This is a genomic window from Pseudoalteromonas sp. NBT06-2, assembly GCF_002276045.1.
Taxonomy (GTDB): domain Bacteria; phylum Pseudomonadota; class Gammaproteobacteria; order Enterobacterales; family Alteromonadaceae; genus Pseudoalteromonas.
Genome location: NZ_NQMR01000024.1, coordinates 25,363 through 43,976, shown reverse-complemented (window position 1 = coordinate 43,976; position 18,614 = coordinate 25,363). Strand labels below are relative to the sequence as shown.

Annotated in this window: 10 protein-coding genes; 6 read left to right on the top strand and 4 right to left on the bottom strand. The window is 37.2% G+C overall.

Annotated elements, in window-relative coordinates; genetic code table 11:
• Positions 1-685: 685 nt before the first annotated feature.
• The 4 genes from CJF42_RS07195 to CJF42_RS07180 all read left to right on the top strand — a co-directional run bounded on the left by CJF42_RS07195 (position 686) and on the right by CJF42_RS07180 (position 10,583).
• A complete protein-coding gene (locus CJF42_RS07195) occupies positions 686-3,166 on the top strand; it encodes a carbohydrate-binding protein (RefSeq protein ID WP_170940516.1) in 2,481 nt (826 codons plus the stop codon).
• Positions 3,167-3,303: 137 nt separating this feature from the next.
• A complete protein-coding gene (locus tag CJF42_RS07190; protein ID WP_095366024.1) occupies positions 3,304-6,363 on the top strand; it encodes a TonB-dependent receptor in 3,060 nt (1,019 codons plus the stop codon).
• Positions 6,364-6,551: 188 nt separating this feature from the next.
• Entirely contained in the window at positions 6,552-9,095 is a 2,544-nt protein-coding gene (locus CJF42_RS07185; RefSeq protein WP_212668784.1) for a carbohydrate-binding protein, read from the top strand.
• A gap of 36 nt (positions 9,096-9,131) precedes the next feature.
• Complete coding sequence (locus CJF42_RS07180; RefSeq protein WP_095366023.1) at positions 9,132-10,583, top strand: glycoside hydrolase family 30 protein; 1,452 nt, start codon at positions 9,132-9,134, stop codon at positions 10,581-10,583.
• A 63-nt stretch (positions 10,584-10,646) separates the two neighbouring features.
• Here CJF42_RS07180 and CJF42_RS07175 read toward each other — a convergent pair whose 3' ends face one another.
• The 4 genes from CJF42_RS07175 to CJF42_RS07160 all read right to left on the bottom strand — a co-directional run bounded on the left by CJF42_RS07175 (position 10,647) and on the right by CJF42_RS07160 (position 17,063).
• A complete protein-coding gene (locus CJF42_RS07175; protein ID WP_095366022.1) occupies positions 10,647-11,825 on the bottom strand; it encodes a helix-turn-helix domain-containing protein in 1,179 nt (392 codons plus the stop codon).
• Positions 11,826-12,045: 220 nt separating this feature from the next.
• Positions 12,046-14,112, bottom strand: a complete 2,067-nt coding sequence (locus CJF42_RS07170) for a carbohydrate-binding protein (RefSeq protein WP_095366021.1) — start codon at positions 14,110-14,112, stop codon at positions 12,046-12,048.
• 148 nt (positions 14,113-14,260) lie between these two features.
• A complete protein-coding gene (locus tag CJF42_RS07165; RefSeq protein WP_170940515.1) occupies positions 14,261-16,006 on the bottom strand; it encodes a malectin domain-containing carbohydrate-binding protein in 1,746 nt (581 codons plus the stop codon).
• A gap of 346 nt (positions 16,007-16,352) precedes the next feature.
• A complete protein-coding gene (locus CJF42_RS07160) occupies positions 16,353-17,063 on the bottom strand; it encodes a TonB-dependent receptor domain-containing protein (RefSeq protein WP_095366019.1) in 711 nt (236 codons plus the stop codon).
• A 195-nt stretch (positions 17,064-17,258) separates the two neighbouring features.
• On the opposite strand from CJF42_RS07160, the gene trpS reads away from it, so the two are divergent.
• Together trpS and CJF42_RS27310 are read left to right on the top strand one after the other, a co-directional pair.
• Positions 17,259-18,257, top strand: a complete 999-nt coding sequence (gene trpS / locus CJF42_RS07155; protein WP_095366018.1) for a tryptophan--tRNA ligase — start codon at positions 17,259-17,261, stop codon at positions 18,255-18,257.
• A gap of 138 nt (positions 18,258-18,395) precedes the next feature.
• Positions 18,396-18,536: a hypothetical protein gene (locus CJF42_RS27310; RefSeq protein WP_170940514.1), complete on the top strand. Its 141-nt coding sequence runs from the start codon at positions 18,396-18,398 to the stop codon at positions 18,534-18,536.
• Positions 18,537-18,614 lie beyond the last annotated feature (78 nt).

The window sequence follows — 18,614 nt, the reverse complement described above, 5'->3', positions numbered from 1 at the left end:
TTTATTCACCGAGATGTGCTGAAGTAAGAGCCTGAAAGTCTGCTTATGGCACGTTTGAGTCTATCAGTATGATACTTTATTACTTTCCGACAAATGTGGGTTCTAAATAAAGATGGCAACATACGAATAAAGTTAGAACCACCCCTGCGTGAATTAAAGCGACTTACTCTATTGAGTGGTCGCTTTTTTGTTCTTTGACAAATGAAAAATTTTTCAATTCAATATTTGTAGTTGTGTATAAACGTTTGCTCTGTATGAATTGGTTGATTGATAAAGTCACGCTATCTCGCCGCAAGCTCACGTTTAAATGAGGTAAAAACCCCCTCATTTACAGTATCAATATTTATGAATCATTAAAAAATAGTTTGTTATTTCTTTTAAAGTTATAAATTAGTAATATCCTCTTCAAGCCTTTAACTGTCTACTGTCCTATCTAGTTAAACTTACTCAAACCACTTCGTTTTCTCTTTTCTTTGTTCGAGTTGTGCATCCGGACGACTTAAGTTGGGAATTAACCTATAAATGATACCGTACACAATTTATGGTGAACTTATCCGTCAATTAAAAATGTGTATTTAGGAAAATTACAGAGCTATAAGCAGGTATTAATGCGGATACCAAAAAAATAAAGATTGGGTTCCTAACAACAAATAATAAATATAAAGAATGAGACATGGGGTTTACGATGATTGAAAATAAACGACTTCTAGCACTGTCATTGGCAGTTGCAACATCTCTAACTGCTTGCGGCGGCGGTGGGGATGCCGATCAAAATGAAGTCCGTAACCTATTTGCAGTTGGGGATATTGTTGAGGGTGTTGAAGATGGCGATCCTGTTGAGGGTGATGTTAGCACTAATGACCTTGGGGAAGGTCTAATTTTTGCACTTAAACAAGGAAGTATTACACAAAATGGTAGTTTGGAATTTAATGACGATGGTACCTTCATTTACACTCCTAATCCTGATTTTTTTGGTACAGATAGCGTCACTTATGTCGCGACTCAATCGTCTACTGGTGAAACGGATACCGCATTATTGACCTTCGATATAGAAAATGATTTTGAATCTATAGAAGAGTACGGTTGGGGTTTAGTGTGGAGTGATGAATTTGACCAGACTAAACTAGATGAAAATATATGGACAGGTGTCAATGCCAATATCACTAATGGGCATCTGGTTATTACAGCACAGGATGGCACTACTTCATCGTTAAAATCTGTCAATGAAATTAGTTCTAGTCGTTTAGAGGCCAGTATTAAACTCCCTGAAGGGTCTGATTTATCTTCTGTATTCGGCTTGTTACCTATGTCTGATATATACGCAGGTAAAAACTCCCTTACTGCTTTAGAAACTGATGCTGACAGTATTATCGCAGGCGCCCACTATGGGCTAGGCCTCACAAACGGTGTTAACTTCAACAGTGAGAGTATCGCAGCTGCAAAAACAGAGTTTCATAACTACGCAATAGAATGGGGAGCTGATCAGATCCGCTGGTATATCGATGGTATTCATGTGCATACCGTTGACCCGCTCAATACTTGGGCTTACACCTTATCTGGTGAAGAAATTGTTGTTGATAATACGGGACCTTTTAATCAAAACATGCAGATCACATTAGAGTTATTAAATGGTAGTGGTGAGTCAGGTGCTGAAATGTTGGTTGATTATGTCAAAGTTTGGTCATGTGATCCTACAATCGAAATTGGTGTTGAAAACTGTGCTTCTTATGTTAATTCAACAATAAATAAAGCCGCTTCAGATAGAATTGAATCAGTTGGTCCTGTTACCACTGAGGTTTTCACAAATGGTTATTTTGATAAAAATGACGTTAAAGTAACAGATCTAAATCCATTAATTTGGCATTACACCGATGAAATTAAAGAGCTCTCAATTACAAGCTTTAACTCTCCTAAAATTGAAACATTAACAATTGATGGTGAGCATGCGTTAGTGATTGATGTAAGTCACCCTGAAGGTGATGCCAATGTGGGTATTGCAGTACCAGGAATTGAATTTATTGGCCGCGATGCAGTATTGAGCTTCGATATGTACATTGATAGCGCTAATACATTGACTGAAACACTCGACATCCGAATGGAAACGGGTTGGCCATATATGGGCATGTTGACTTGGAATGTGGCGGAGCTTGAACTTGATTCTTGGGTTACCTATAACATTCCAGTTAGTGAATTTGTTAATAACCCATTTCTTGCCCCTGATTGGCTCAATTGGATCCCAGGAGTTGGAGCTGGAGATGCTTTACCGTTAGATACCAGCAATGTAAATGCCCTGCTTGTAGTGGAATTCTATGGTGGCGTGCATTTTCAATTAGATAACATTCAGTTGAGTTGTATTTCAAATGAAAGTTGTATTCAAGGACCGATGGCAGAGCAAGTTGCATCAGGACCTGAAGCGCCTAGCACTATTTATCAAGCAGAAAATTGGGACGATGCCGGTGATGTACAAGTTGAAGATACTGCCGATGAAGATGGCGGTCAAAACGTAGGCTGGATAGATGCAGGTGACTTTTTACAATACACAATTACAGCACCATCAGATGGTACTTATAGCATTGATTATCGTTTAGCGAGTTCTGGTGGCAGTGATGGTTTTACGGTTTCAATAGATGGTATCGAGGTTGATGCACAAGCTGTTAATGATACAGGTGGTTGGCAAGAGTGGACCACACAATCGTCAAGTGAGTTTTCATTAGCTGCTGGCGAACATACTGTGCGCTTTGACTTTATCGGTGGTGCTATCAATTTCAACTGGTTTAAAGTAATTGAGCCTGTGTTTGAAATTGTTATTGAAGCTGAGTCATTTGAAGAAGCTGGAAATGTGCAGGTAGAAGATACTGCAGATGAAAATGGTGGACAAAATGTTGGTTGGATCGATGCAGGTGATTTCTTGCAATATACAGTCAATATTCCCGCTGATGGTACTTATAACATTACTTATCGTGTGGCCAGTTCTGGCGGCAGTAATGGCTTTGAAACCTCAATTGGTGGAGTTGTCGTTGATACACAAACAATTGCTGATACGGGTGGTTGGCAGGAGTGGACTTCTCAAACAGCGAGCATTGATTTGATTGCAGGAGAACAAACTCTGCGCCTAGATTTCCTTGGTGGTGCAATCAATATCAACTGGATAAAAATTACCAATTAAATCGCTGCATCACTTTGCCAGTATACTCAAAAATATATCTGAGTGAGCTGTCATCAAAGTTGAGAAGTCATTAAAACCATTACATTGAAGTTTATAAAATAGCAGCTCACATCAGCGCTATTTAGAGGTAGGTTATTATGTATAAAGTAAAATTTAAAAAGAACATATTAGCAATAAGTATCGCCGCAGTATTTGTTACAAGCGTTTATGCCCAAGAAAAACCAACGGAAAAAGAAGAAGGTAAAATTGAAGTCATAGAAGTAAAAGGTATTAAAGGTACTCTATTACGTTCTATGGACTTAAAGCGTGAAGCAAAAGGCGTAGTTGATGGCATCTCTGCAGAAGATATCGGTAAGTTTCCTGATACTAACTTAGCGGAATCATTACAAAGAATAACTGGTATTGCGATTGAACGTGATCGTGGAGAAGGGTCAAAAATTACCGTACGTGGCTTTGGTCCTGATTTTAATATCGTGACTTTTAATGGCAGACAAATGCCTACAACCGGCGGACGCTCATTTGATTTTGGTAATATTGCATCAGAAGGGATTTCTGCGGTTGAAGTTTATAAATCAGGGCGAGCAAATGTTGCTACTGGTGGTATTGGTGCAGTTGTTAATGTTGCCACACGTAAACCTTTAACAAAACCTGGGCAGCAAACCGCGTTTAGTATGAAGGGCGTTTATGATACAGGCACCCGTGAAGGCAATAAATTAACCCCTGAATTTGCGGGTTTATATAGTAATACTTTTGCTGATGATACTTTTGGCATTGGTTTGACCTTTAGTTATCAAGAACGAGATGGTGGTCATCAGTCGGCGACAACTCAAGACTTTATGAGCCGTAACTTTGTTAGCCAAGCAGATATAGATGCTTTTGAACTTGCTAACCCAGATGAAAGTCACCCTGATGATGAGTGGGGCACAATTGTCGTTGGTGATCCTTCAGCAAAAGGGTTTCCAACAGAAGTTGTTGATGGTATTTACGCGATCCCAACTAATATCCAATATAATTTAGCTGATTTTCATCGTGAAAGAGTAAATGCACAATTGACGCTGCAATGGCGTCCTATGGAAACTTTAACTGCATCGCTTGATTACACTTATGCTGAAAATCAAACTGAAACAGTGAATAAAGACATTTCAGCTTGGTTTGATCCTGGTTGTAAAACGCGAGAAAGTGAATGGGTTAAAGAAGGCAATATATATTCTCCGACAAAATACTCATTAATAGGTTGTTCACCTGAGCGTAATCAAGGTGTAGGTCAATTTGCTGCAGTAGATGAAAATAAGTCGCTTGGCTTTAATTTAGAATGGTTACCAACTGAAAACCTTTCTATGAATATGGATTATCATGATTCTAGTGGTGTTTCAAAGCCAAACAGTAAGCATGGTTCTAGTGGTTTTGTTGCCGTAGCATCGTTGAATCGTATTACGACAGATGGTTACTTTACTGCAGATGGTATGCCCGTTTTGGACATAGAGCTCGGGGAGCGAAATTCTTACAATCAAATCACACGAATAGATCAACTTGATGTAAATGATATGCAGCTTAATGGTAGTGGTTTTGGCTCTTTTCATAACCAAATGGATGTTGAACAGCTTCAGTTTAGTACTGGATATGCTTTTGATGAAGGTCATGAAATTGAGTTTGGCTTTGGTAATGTTGAAGTAACTAATCGAGGTCAATCGGCATGGGTATCTCGAAATGCTTGGAGCGGAGTTGGTGCGCCTGGAGATATAGCTGATCTATTACGCATTGAGTCAATTGAAGGTGTTTTTGATGGTATTAAGGGCAGTGGCGATCCACGTCAAGCGACCGAATTTTTCTCATGGGATTTTAATGATTTAATTGAACGTGGTGAAGCGTTATTAAAAACGGGTAGTCACGGCAATGTCGCAGGTGATGGGCCTTGTTTAACGGGTTATTGTCCGACTTATGACTTTGATTCTGATGAAGTAACAACAGAAAAATCAAAGTCTGTTTATGTTCAAGGTCATTATATTGCAGACCCATTTGATAGGCCAATGAATCTATATGTTGGTTTAAGATATGAAGAAACCACGGTTCACTCAGCTGCTTTGGTGCCACTGTATGATCGCGTTGAATGGTCAATTGTAAATAATAACTTTGACCTTTATAAAGAGCTAGATGAGAACGGTGAAACTATTCAGGGATTTTCTGAAATAGAGGGTAATTATGACATGTTATTACCGAGTATCGATTTTGATATTGAGATAATTGATGATGTTATTTTCCGTGCTTCACATAGTTTGACTGTTACCCGACCTGTATATAACGATCTTAAAGGTGCATTAATAATAGATTATTTAGGCTCTGATGGTGGTGGTGGTCGCAGAGGTAACCCACAGCTATTACCTATGGAATCTAAAAATTTCGACTTATCTCTTGAGTGGTATTTTGATGATGCCAGTTATGCTTCAATAGGTTATTGGAATAAGGAAGTAGACAACTTTATCGTTAATAAAAAGTTTAAAGACCAACCTCTTTTTAGTGATCTAACAACACCAATCGAAGGTGCGCTTTATGAGCAAGCAGTTGAAGCTATTACTGGCGGCGATCCTCAGTTTGAATACGACAATGCCGATCTTAACGCCTATTTTGCGGAGCATTATGGTGATGAGGCAAACATAGTGGTTACTGGTGAAGGCGAGGATATTGAAGTTGTTGTCACAGGATTAGGTTCAGATCCGGTTGCTAAATTTGATGTCAATATTCCAATTAACCAAAATAAAACCACGGTTAAAGGTTGGGAAGTTGCGATGCAACATACCTTCGGTGAAACAGGTTTTGGGCTTCAAGCTAACTTCACTATTGTAGAGGGCGATTTAAATTACGATATCAATAAAAATGAAGCGCAATGGGTTGTGCCTGGTATGAGTGATACCGCTAACCTTGTTGCTTTTTATGAAAAGGATGGCTTGCAGGTAAGGCTTGCTTATAACTGGCGTGATAAATACTTACAGTCTACAAGTAGAGACCCAAGATTTGTTGAGGAATACTTCCAGTGGGATGCCAACATCAGTTATGAAGTGAATGATAAATTGTCAGTGTTTCTTGAGGGCATAAATCTGACTGAAGAAGATCAACGGATACATGGTCGCTCTAGCTATCAAGTACGAGAGTACTCTGTTGGACACACTCGATATAACCTCGGTGCCCGTTATGTATTCTAGCTTTGTCTATGAATATATAAGCTAAAAACTGATGATGAAAGTCATTTTTCTAGTGACTTTTTCATCTCTCACTTTTTACATTTTTAATATAAACAGTAATAGCACTTGGTTATTACTGCGTGTTGGCATCGTGCTCTATTGAAACTTACACAGCATAACAATATGGTAACTAAATAAGCAGGTAAAAAATGAAAATAATATCTCTAGCAAAATTTTTACTCTATGGACTCTTAACTGTGGTCATGACTGCATGTGGAGTTAATAGTGACTCACCAGATCTAGATTCAACTTCAACTACCATTCCATCAGTAGATCCTCAGCCAAAGTTAGTTGGGTTATCGGCACTTCATACTGAGGGTGTTAAATGGGTTAATGCAGAAAATAAAACTGTAACTTTAAAAGGCACTAATTTAGGTAATTGGTTATTACACGAGTTTTGGATGATGAATCAATCATCAAATACTGTTGCAACAGATCAATGTACTTTGGAGGCGACTTTTGATGAACGATTTGGTTTTGAAGAGCGTGAACGTTTATTAGATATGTTTCGTGATAACTGGATAGCTGAACGGGATTGGGACATATTAGAAAGTTATGGCTTAAATACCATTAGATTACCCTTTGTTTGGAATGTGATTGAAAACGAAAAAAATCCTATGACTTTGCGTGCCGATGCTTGGCAATATATTGATTATGCAATTGAACAAGCACAAGCACGCGGTATGTATGTCATTTTAGATTTACATGGTGCTGTTGGCGCTCAAGGTTGGGCTGATCATTCTGGTTGTGCTGGACAAAATCAATACTGGAGTACACCTGAATATCAAGAACGTACAATCTGGCTATGGCAACAAATCGCCGAACGTTATAAGGATAACGGCACTGTTGCAGCATATGGTTTACTCAATGAACCTTGGGGAACCGAAGCGGATAATCTAGCTAATGTCATGATTGATTTATATAAAGCGGTTCGTGAAACTGATGCAAAAAAAATAATTGTGCTTCCTGGGCATCATTCTGGTATTGATGAATATGGCCATCCTGATTCGTTTGATGGTACAAATGTTGCGTTTGAAATGCATTTTTATCCCGGTATTTTCGGTTGGGCAGAGCCAAATTATGAAACACATCGAGATTGGTTAACTTGTGGCGAAGATGGTGCGGGTGGAGTGTGTGCATGGGATGCAAAAATGCAAGATTTAGCATCGCCATTGTTAATTGGTGAGTTTCAACCATGGCAAAGTTTAGGTTATGAGTTTGGTGGTGAAAATGCACGTGCAACTTACGATAAATTTGCTGAGCTAAATTGGGCTGCAACTAACTGGTCATATAAAGTGTTAACGGGTGATGGTGGTCAAGGTGCTGGAACATGGGGCATGGTCACAAATAAAAAAAACAGCTTAGGGTTAGTAACCAAGGCTTCAACATGGAATTGTGCAGGCTGGGATAGTAGTTTTAGTAATGCATGTGCTGCTGCTAGCGATGCAATTTCTCCTACTGTCGCAGGTAAGCAAACGTATTACCTAGTTATTAAATCGGGTACTTGCTGTGGAGGTAAGCTTGATATAACACTTGATAAAATTAGCTTACTGGATGACTTAGGTAATGAAGTTATATTAAATGGAAATTTTGGCTCACAAAATAGTTGGACAACTTGGGTTGCTAGCGGTGCACCAACAATAGATTATAATGTGACTGATGCTGATAGTTTTCCTACAGGCTCTGAAGGTACTGTGTTAAGAATGAGTGGTTTGACTGATACAAATATCACAGAGTTTAATGGTGGCATCTATCAAGCAATCACTTTGGAAGGTGGTAAAAATTATACGCTTTCAGGTGTTTTTAAAGATAACACCAGTGTAAATGCATGGGCTGAAATATATATTGTGACAGATGAACCAGTTGAGGGAAAAGATGTTGTTTCTGAACAAGCATTACCCAGTGTTGATTTTGCCAATGCACCAATAGCCGAAATAGAATCAATATTTCAACTGTACGGTACGGTTGAATATGACATTCACCAACCGCTTTTAACTGCGATGACTGCAACACAAGCTTCAACATTATATACATTACCTGCAAAACCAACAGGTTTAAGCATTATGCTTGATGATGTTGGCGCACATTTAAGTTGGAACGCTAATCAAGAAGAAGATGTTACTGGCTACAATATTTACCGCAGCACTAATAATAATTCAAATTACCAATTAATTGCTGAAAATGCAGCAGCCGAAACTTTTTCAGATACAACCATTACTGACTCTAATATTTATTATTTCAAAATAACGGCTATTGATGCCCAGGATATTAGTTTTGATAGTGAAGAAGTTGTATCGGGTGTGCTAGTTAATACGTTACCAGGTGTAATTCAAGCAGAAAATTGGACTGATATGGCTGGATTTGAAGTTGAAGTAACATCAGACATTGGTGGTGGTAACAATACTGGTTTTGCTGATACAGATGATTGGCTAGAGTACAACGTTAATATTAATGAAGCGGGCAGCTATCAGGTCGAATACCGATTGGCGAGTGAAAGTGGTAGTGACGGTTTTAATTTAACACTAGATGGAGAGTTAATAGATACAGTCACAGTGAACTCCACTGGAGGTTGGCAGTCATGGTCTACTCAAACTAGTACGTTAAACCTACCTGCAGGCGAACATACCTTACGAATAGAGTCTCTTGGTGGCGGCTGGAATTTTAACTGGATGCAATTTTCCGTTTTACCTTAAATCTTATAAAAATAACTAAAAGAGTGAATTTTACCCATGAATAAAAAAAAGTTCATAGTACCTGTGCTGTTAGCTCCGTTAATGGCAGGCATAACATCAACTTATCTTCATGCAGCTTCATTTTATGCAAATAAAATAGCGGTTTATACTACTGCTAAAGATACCGATATGCGCTTGACTTTAACGCAACAAAAGACGTTAAAACCAAGTGTACAGCCTACGGAAGGAGAGGTTTCGGTTTTTGTAAACCCAAATAAGCGTTTTCAAAAAATACTAGGCATAGGTGGTGCAATTACTGATGCTAGTGCTGAAGTATTTGCTAAGTTGCCAAAAGATAAACAAAATGAAATGCTAAAAGCTTATTATGATCCTAAGGCTGGCATTGGTTATTCTTTGGCTCGTACTCCTATCCACAGTTCTGATTTTGGCAGCGGTAGCCATACATATATAGATGAGGGGGATAAGTCATTATCTAGTTTTAGCATTGACCATGATCGTGAGTTTCGTATTCCGTTAATCAAACAAGCAATCGACACAGCTGGAGGCAATTTAATGCTTTATGCCAGTCCTTGGAGTGCGCCTGCTTTTATGAAAACTAATAATAACATGCTGCAAGGTGGAAAGTTGCTGCCAGAGTATTATGATACTTGGGCAACTTATTTTACTAAGTTTATAAAAGCTTATGAAGCTGAGGGTATGCCTATTTGGGGAGTGACAATTCAGAATGAACCTATGGCAGTGCAGCGCTGGGAATCAATGATTTATACGGCAGAGGAAGAGCGTGATTTCTTAAAAAATCATTTAGGGCCGATTATGGAGAAGTCAGGTTATGGTGATAAAAATATTGTTGTTTGGGATCATAATCGTGATTTAATCACTAATCGTGCTAACACTATATTTGATGATCCTGAAGCGGCAAAATATGCATGGGGCATTGGCTTTCACTGGTATGAAACTTGGGCTGGTGGAAAAACCATGCATGACAACCTCGCTTTAGTGACAGAGTCATATCCTGATATGAAGCTTATGTTCACAGAAGGAACAAATGAAAATTTTAGAGCCGATCGTTATCAGTATTGGCCAAATGCAGAGCGATACGGCCATTCGATGATTAATGATTTTAACAAAGGTACGGTTGGCTGGACTGATTGGAATATATTATTAGATCAAAATGGAGGTCCAAATCATGTGAGTAATTTTTGTTTTGCGCCTATCCATGCTAATACGTCGACTGGAGAGTTAATTTATACGCCAACTTATTATTATATCGGTCATTTTTCAAAATTTGTTCGCCCTAATGCACAACGTATGAGTACCAGTAGTAGTCGCAGTGTCTTGTTAGCGACATCATTTGTTAATGAAGATAATATAATGGCTACGATTGTCATGAACCAAACAGATGAAAAAGTTAACTACAATTTTATTGTTGAAGGTAAACAATCAATTTTGACTATCCCTGCCAGAGCTATGCAAACGTTAGTTTATTAACTTTGTAGTTATACCAGTGGCTAAGCTTTATACTAAGTCACTGGTATTATTTTACTACATTAATTATTTACAGAGAGCTGATTGGCGAAACTGAGAAGGCGTGACACTTTCAAACTTTTTAAAAAAAGTGTAAAACACTGATTTGCTGTTAAAGCCTACAGCTAGGTAAATATCGGTTATTGTGGTGTTTTTGTGCTCTGGATCAACGAGCATTTTTTTTGCTTCTTCAATACGATATTTGTTAATAAACTCATAAAAATTAATACCAAAATGGCGATTTATCAACATAGATAGATCTCGCGGTATAATGGACAAAGACTCAGCGAGTTTATCTAGCGTAATATCAGGTTCCATATAGGCTTTGCTTTTGAGTATTGCACAGTCAACTTCAGCGGCCATATCAGGATTAACAAACTTATCATCTACTGATTTTTTAATAGTTTCATCATCAGTTACTTGTTCAAATATCAAAAAATATCGAATAGCGGTAAATATTAATAAGTTAACTAAAACAAAGGAGGTGTAATTTCCGGTCAGTCCTAGGTACATGAACATGTCGGTTCCTAAAGGGTAAAACAAATTAAAAACCTTAGCGCCAACTAATATTACTTCCGAAAGCATTACCACCATAAAACCAACAACAAGCCCATTTAGCCAATTTATATGCACATTTTCTATGTTTGAATGAGTATCCTGTAACCGATTCTTGTATTTAAATATTAATACAAAGCAAGCAATTGCGTAAAAAAACCTCACCCATTTACTAAAGAATTCCATGGTTACATAACCGGCACTATATACAAAAGATTCGCTATTGAGCATCTCTTGTCTTTGCTCAAAAGAATGACTATAGAATTCAGTTGATATAAATATGATATATGCGAGTAGAGGTAACAAATGAAGTAGATCTATTTTTTTTAATGAAAAATTACGAAATATTAAGGACTTGATACAAAAAAATAATAAAAGTCCATCTATGTAATAGGCAATCCCAGGTATAAAATGCACACTAGGCCATTGATTTCTTACTAGAGACTTAAACTCTGCGCCCCACATCATTAATTCATTGGCAGGGATCAATGCATGGGCGAACAAAAAGGCAGCAAGAAACAAAGTACTTTTAATACGGCTAGTATTGGTAACATAAAGTAGCGTACCAAAAAATAGGCATTGCATGACTGTCATTAAAAGCATAACGTCATGAAAATTGAACAATACAGTTTGGAACTCAAAAGGCTTCATAATTCTCTTTTAGACAACAAGTTCTAATTATTTTTTAGAAATCATATCATGCTAAGGTATTGTCGCAATGCACAGTCACTCATTTTTCGATCTTCATATCTCTCATTATTAAAACCTGCATCTTGAAGTGGTTTGGGTATATTAGCAAATCAGTTTAAAAATATAGCATAAAACTACAAATTAAAAAGGGTCTAAAAAGACCCCGTTATTAGTTCCAATTTTATAAATCAGGAGTTAATATCGCATCTAAACTAGGATGATCTGAAGGTGTTGCATCAAAGACTTTTGCAGTGCCAGTAAACCCTTTTGTGATAATACAATCGATTCTTGCGCTGCCAATTAATCTCATATTAGTTTGTTGAATGGTTGTACTCACTTCGTTACCAGTGCAGCTTGAATTAAAATCTCCCACCAAAATAGTAGGCATATAGGCATTAAGGTTTATATGAGTTGCAGTTTCATTGGCATTTATAAGTGTTACTGCATCATCCTGATGATCCCAGTGCACATTTATGGCCCTGTAATCAAAACCATTTTTGTTAATGAGTGCTGATTCACCTGTACGAACTGCATTTGGCCCGTCAGTTAAATCAAATCTAGCGTTAGATACAAAATTATTGCCTTTGCAAGTGTTAATATAAATTTGATATCTTTGTTGCCAGCATTCACCTAACGCCACGCCTAAAGCATCCGCTCTGCTATAATCTGTCGGAAAATCAGTTGAAATTAACCAGTCTTCAGCACCTTCTTGTATTCCTAAAATATCGACATTTCGTGAATGTACTAGTTCAGCATAACTTGATGCATGTTGTGGCATTGTGGCCCAACCATAAACATTAAGCGTCATGACCTTAATATCAGAGGCTGAGACTCGTTTTTTAGCTGAGAATATAAAGTTATCAAGATTAAAAATTCCTTGGCCAGTTTTACCTGATATATAAAGATCATGAACCCCTGAGGTTTCAGTAATATTAATACTCGTTTGTTCAAATACCTGCCAACCAGATGTTGCGGTCATAGTGTAGCTGGCAATTAAAGGACCTTCAGGACTGTCTATTCTGAATTCAGCAATGCCATTTTCAGATTTACCGGCAACATTGAGTGTCAAACTTTGAGAAATATCGCCAAAATCTACATTTTTAAAGTTAATATAATCTCCAGAATCAAATGAGCCAATATAGGCGTTATTTTTAATACTAATACCGCTCATTAAAGTATAGCTTTCGGCTTCTATACTCTTATATGCAGGAAATATTATTAATTCACAGCCTGTTTCATCAACTTTGGTTTCAGCGGGTGTATCAGGGCAAATGTCTATTTCATCAGTTATACCGTCATTATCACTATCAGCAGGAGGCGTAATATATTGCAATTTAAGCCAGTTTAAATTGAAGTCACCCTGTTCTATATTAATTCTTAAAGTATGAGATCCAGAAGTTAAGCTTACTTCGCCTAAATTTTGACTTTCAAAAACTTGCCAGTCGCCAGTATTATTTACGTTATGAGTGCTAACTAATACATCATCAATTAATATTGAATAATGGCCTGTATCAAGTTTAGACGCGACTCTTGAAATTAAATTGTAATTGCCATCAGCTACGGAAATATCAAACTCAAGCCACTCACCTGAGTCTGTCCAACCAAGATTATACCCACCGTCAATATCTGAACTTACTTCTATATCTACATTATCCTCAAAACGGTATTCGCCGCCTGTATTACCAACGGTACTATCAAAAGCCCTTTGATAATCTTCCGCTTGTATTACCAAATCTGAATTAACAGCCGATAATTCAAACCAGTTAAGATTAAAATCACCAGAATGCACTTCTATTGCTAAAGTGTGTGACCCAGTGTTCACATTGATATTACCGATTAAGTGAGTATCAAATATCTGCCAGCCGCCAGTATCTGCAACTGTATAAGTTCCAATGAGTTCACCATCAATATATGCACTATAACTTCCAGTACTAACAGCCGATGCAATTCTGCTTGTTAAATTATAATTACCTGATAATAAATCTAGTTGATAATCTAAACGTTCTCCTTGAGTGATCCAACCGACATTAAAACCACCATCATTGTCAGTCGTTACTTCAATATCTACATCGTCATTATGTAATGTGCCACCTTGATTGCCAGGAGTGGTATCTATGAAGTGGCTATAATTCTCGGCTTGTATTCTTTCATTTGCCCCAAGACAAGTGCTAGCTGAAGCTAATAAAAGCAAAGCTGAAAGGCTACATTTATTATTTTTAAATTTAAGTTTAAGTTTTTTCCCAGACATTTTTATTTGTATCCTTTTTATTTTTATAAATAGAGGAGGTTCATATGCATCTCAATTTAAATGCAGTTAAAACCAAGCATGTAGTTTCAAAAACAATCAGATTAAAAAAGCCATTTATCAAATTAAAATAAATGGCTGTTCTTGTTTTTTATTTTTGATACATACGTACGTAATCAACTTCCATTCTTTGTGGCCAGATGTCTGGGTCAACACCGGCAACCGCTCCCCAATCTCCACCTACCACTAAATTTAGAATTACATGAAAAGGTTTATCGTAAGGCCAGGCTTGCCAACCCGTTTTTGGATTAACATAGGTATAATAGAGGGTGTTATCAATAAACATATCAATACGGTCAGGCGACCATTCTAAAGCATAAGTATGAAAGCCATCATCTACTGCTGGTTGGTAAACAGTGCCTTGGATCTGCTCACCATTTACCCAGTATCCATCTAAGTTATGTACCGTGGCATGTACTTTACCTGTGTCATAACCAACATGTTCCATAATGTCGATTTCTCCTGAATTTGGCCATGCATCACAATCTTCATCCCATCCCGTTTGTGCGTCGCAGGTTGTTGCATAACTAAATACGTCAGTAGGCATCATCCATATAGCTGGCCAAGTTCCGATACCATTGGGTAATTTGGCGCTCACTTCTATTCGTCCGTAGAGAAAATCAGCTTTATTGGCACTATGAATACGTGCTGATGAATATTCGTCGCCCATATAGTTATCTTTACGCGCTTCGATCACGAGCTTGCCATTTTCTACTCGTGAGTTTTCAGGGCGGTCGGTATAGCGCTGCCATTCGTTATTTACTCGTCCCGGCACCCATAATTCATGAGTCCACTTGGTTGTATCAATAGCACCATTGGTATTAAATTCGTCCTGCCATATAAGTTGCCATTCATTTTCTGGCATATGGGATTTACGCACGGCAAAGGCACTTATTTTGGCTGCATCTACGATACCTTTAAAATTAAGATTTAACTTACCATCACTCACGACAACATCAGGAATAGACAAATCATAAGCAGCATGATCTCTGCCGCCTTTCTCAGCAACAATATCAATACTGCTAAGTCGTTCCCGGCCTTCTGCGCTAAATGAAAATTTTCTGTCATTAGGGCTTTGCCAGTAAGTTTCAGCTAAGCGTAAATTGATTTGGTAAGTGCCATTTTCCAAGATTTTTTCGTAACTAAAATCATTACCCCATCGTTCACTCTGATATAGAATGCTATCTTGGGTCGCATGAATTATTTGAGTCGTCTTAGCAGATGTTCCTGCTGTGAAGCCTTCATCAGCTAAATAAACGGTGCCATCTACAGCGGTATATTGGTTGCCGCCAGCATTTACCGCCCAGACTACTTCCCCATTTAATATATCTGCTTCTGGTATGATTTCTATCCAGTTAAAATTCCAACCATTAGTAACGGCAAACACACCTAAATTATGGATTCCTGCTTCAATATATATCGTTTTTGTTACTGTAATCCATTTATCCCAACTTCCGGTCGCTGGAATTTCAAAACTGCCTAACTGAGTTTCTCCTGAATTTAAGTCTATAGAAAATGTAGCGCCAGATGGACTGGCTACTCTGGCATTTACAATATAATTACCGGATTGTGCAATTTTTATATTTTGATAAGCTAACCATTCATTTTTTTCTATCCAGCCAACGTTGTAACCACCTCCTTCATCTTGTGTGGCTTGGATATCGACATCTCCTGTTTTATACGCTCCACCAGAATTACCAGTCGTTGTATCAAATGACCAAGTGTAATCTTCTGCTTGATAAATATCTGCAAACGACAATGTGGGTAATACAAGAAAGCAATAAGGAAGCATTACTTTTAATCTATGTATTTGCGATATTGGTTTTATTTTTTTCATTAAATGTCCCATCTATTTTTATTATTTTTTAATTGCAAAAATATTAATATTTACGGCCTTTAAGCAAGAGGCATACTTAGGTAAATATCTCTGACAGAATAAATGTTATGTGTATTATTAACTTGTGTCGTTCGAATAAAGGTTAAAACGCTTATCCGAACCTTTATAAAATATGAAATTTAGTATTAGGCTAATGGTTTGATATTTAGTGGTTTAATTTTATTTTTAATGTATGGGTAAACTTGAGTTTTTATATTGATGACTTTTTATAGAGTATTGAGGTGTTTGAAATTGAGTATGTGGAAGTAGCAGGCTTACCAATTAAGTAACCCTGCAATAGCGAGCTTTAAAAAGTATACGACACATCTAAGTATAAGGTTCTACCTTGTACAAATTCAAAGCCAGCCATATAGTACGGCCAACCTAAAGCCTTGTTATTGGGTGGTTCTATATCAAATAAATTATAAGCACCAAAAGAGGCATACATCTGTTTACTGAGTTGATATTTGGTTTGTAAATTAGTGACAATAGTTGATTTTAATTTAATGTCGTTTTCATCAGTTGATGGCAAAAAATCAGCACTGAGTAAAGTATTCCAATCACCTAAGTGCCAGCGTAAAGAGGTATTTAATCGACCATCAGTATTACCTAAATCGCCATTTACATCATCAAATCCTTGTCCTGGGATAACTTCTGCTTTGTGAAATAATACACCTGTAATCTCAGTAGACCATTTAAATGAACCATATAATTTTGTTTGCCAAATCAAATCATATTCTAAATCGATTCCAGCTGTTTTTGACCCCGAAAAATTGCCGTAACTATTGAGTATTCTAATTAAATTACCGTACTGATCTCTGATCACTCGTTTATTTTCACCAAATAAACCTTCACGCTCCAATAGTTTATCATTCTCTAGCAAGCTAATTTCATTATCGAAATATTGATAATAAAGGTTAAAATGAAAACGGGTATCATCTGTGGCTTCATAAGTAAAACCTGTGGTAAAGGAACCTGACTTTTCAGCTTCAAGATCTTTATTTCCGGTGTTCACCACTTCTATACTTATAGCTTGGCATGGGTGGCTATCAGATAACGTTGTAACATCCTGATGATTATCGGGTGTGCCATTATTGTCTAAATCGCCAATCGCTTTACATGGTTTGTTATCACGAATGTAGGCAAATCTTTGGCTTGGTTATCATCCAACCCCTTCTCATTGGGCGCTTATTTTAAATTGAAGGAATTACACATGAATCACAAAATTTTAACTGGCGATAGACCTACAGGGCCACTTCATTTAGGTCATTATGTTGGTTCGTTAAAAAATCGAGTTGAATTACAAAACCAGTATTCACAAACAATTTTAATCGCTGATTTACAAGGTCTTACTGATAACGGTCATAACCCACAAAAAGTGTCGGGTAATATTTTAAATGTTTTGGCTGATTATCTTGCTGTTGGTATTTGCCCTAAAAAAACCACGATTTGTTTGCAATCAGCTTTGCCTGCTTTATCTGAACTTGCCATGTTTTACGCAAATTTAGTATCTGTTTCACGTTTAGAGCGAAATCCAACGGTTAAGGCTGAGATTGCAAGTAAACAATTTGGCAACTCTATACCTGCTGGCTTTTTTAGCTATCCAATCAGCCAAGCTGCCGATATTACAGCTTTTGATGCTACTTTAGTGCCTGTTGGTGATGATCAGTTACCTATGATAGAAATTACCAATGAAATAGTGAGAAAATTAAATAATATTGCTAAGGAACCTGTTTTAGTAGAAGCAAAGCCTTTGTTGAGTGATACACCTAGGTTACCGGGTGTTGATGGTAAAGCTAAAATGTCTAAATCACTGGGTAATGTGATTACCTTTGGCAGTAGTGATGACATGATAGTGAAAGCTGTTCGTGCTATGTATACCGACCCAAATCACTTAAGAGTAGATGATTCAGGACAAATTGAAGGTAATGTTGTATTTACATATTTAGATGCCTTTCATGAAGATAAAACCTATATCACACAACTCAAAAATCATTATGCAGCCGGTGGATTAGGGGATAGTAAACTTAAAGGTATTTTAAGTGATTGTTTAATTAATCTAATAACACCGAACAGAGCTAAGAGAGAGAGTTACTTGGCTGATAAAGCTGAACTAATTTCTATTCTTAAATCTGGAACCGAGCTGGCAAACCAACAAACACAGACTGTTTCTCAGCGTGTTAAATCAGCTTTTGGATTAAATTTATTCTGAAATACAGCTGTATTTTTAAGTTTTAAAGCAGCCATTATATTTAATGGCTGCCACATTTCACCTTATTTATTTAAGGGTTCGGGTTGAAATATTTTTTGACAAATTTTATAAGTATTAAAGTTTTGGAAACCCTTATCGATGCAAGTATTTTGGCTCGCAGGTGATCATACGTACGAGGTAATTGGCGGTATCCCCGGTATGTTAAAAAAAGTTGAAAGAGACAAAAGAATCAAAGCTGATGGTTTTTCTGATTTTGTACTTTTAAATAGTGATTTATAAAGTTCTTTATTTCCTTGGTTGTTAACTTTAAGAAAGGATTTTTTACTTGTTTTAGACTTCTCTATGAATAAGCAAAAT

What these genes read in the sequence shown, in the direction of transcription:
- CJF42_RS07170 (WP_095366021.1), bottom strand. Translation starts at nt 14,112, where the DNA reads ATGTCTGGGAAAAAACTTAAACTTAAATTTAAAAATAATAAATGTAGC.
- trpS (WP_095366018.1), top strand. Translation starts at nt 17,259, where the DNA reads ATGAATCACAAAATTTTAACTGGCGATAGACCTACAGGGCCACTTCAT.
- CJF42_RS07185 (WP_212668784.1), top strand. Translation starts at nt 6,552, where the DNA reads ATGAAAATAATATCTCTAGCAAAATTTTTACTCTATGGACTCTTAACT.
- CJF42_RS07180 (WP_095366023.1), top strand. Translation starts at nt 9,132, where the DNA reads ATGAATAAAAAAAAGTTCATAGTACCTGTGCTGTTAGCTCCGTTAATG.
- CJF42_RS07190 (WP_095366024.1), top strand. Translation starts at nt 3,304, where the DNA reads ATGTATAAAGTAAAATTTAAAAAGAACATATTAGCAATAAGTATCGCC.
- CJF42_RS07195 (WP_170940516.1), top strand. Translation starts at nt 686, where the DNA reads ATGATTGAAAATAAACGACTTCTAGCACTGTCATTGGCAGTTGCAACA.
- CJF42_RS07175 (WP_095366022.1), bottom strand. Translation starts at nt 11,825, where the DNA reads ATGAAGCCTTTTGAGTTCCAAACTGTATTGTTCAATTTTCATGACGTT.
- CJF42_RS07165 (WP_170940515.1), bottom strand. Translation starts at nt 16,006, where the DNA reads ATGAAAAAAATAAAACCAATATCGCAAATACATAGATTAAAAGTAATG.
- CJF42_RS27310 (WP_170940514.1), top strand. Translation starts at nt 18,396, where the DNA reads ATGCAAGTATTTTGGCTCGCAGGTGATCATACGTACGAGGTAATTGGC.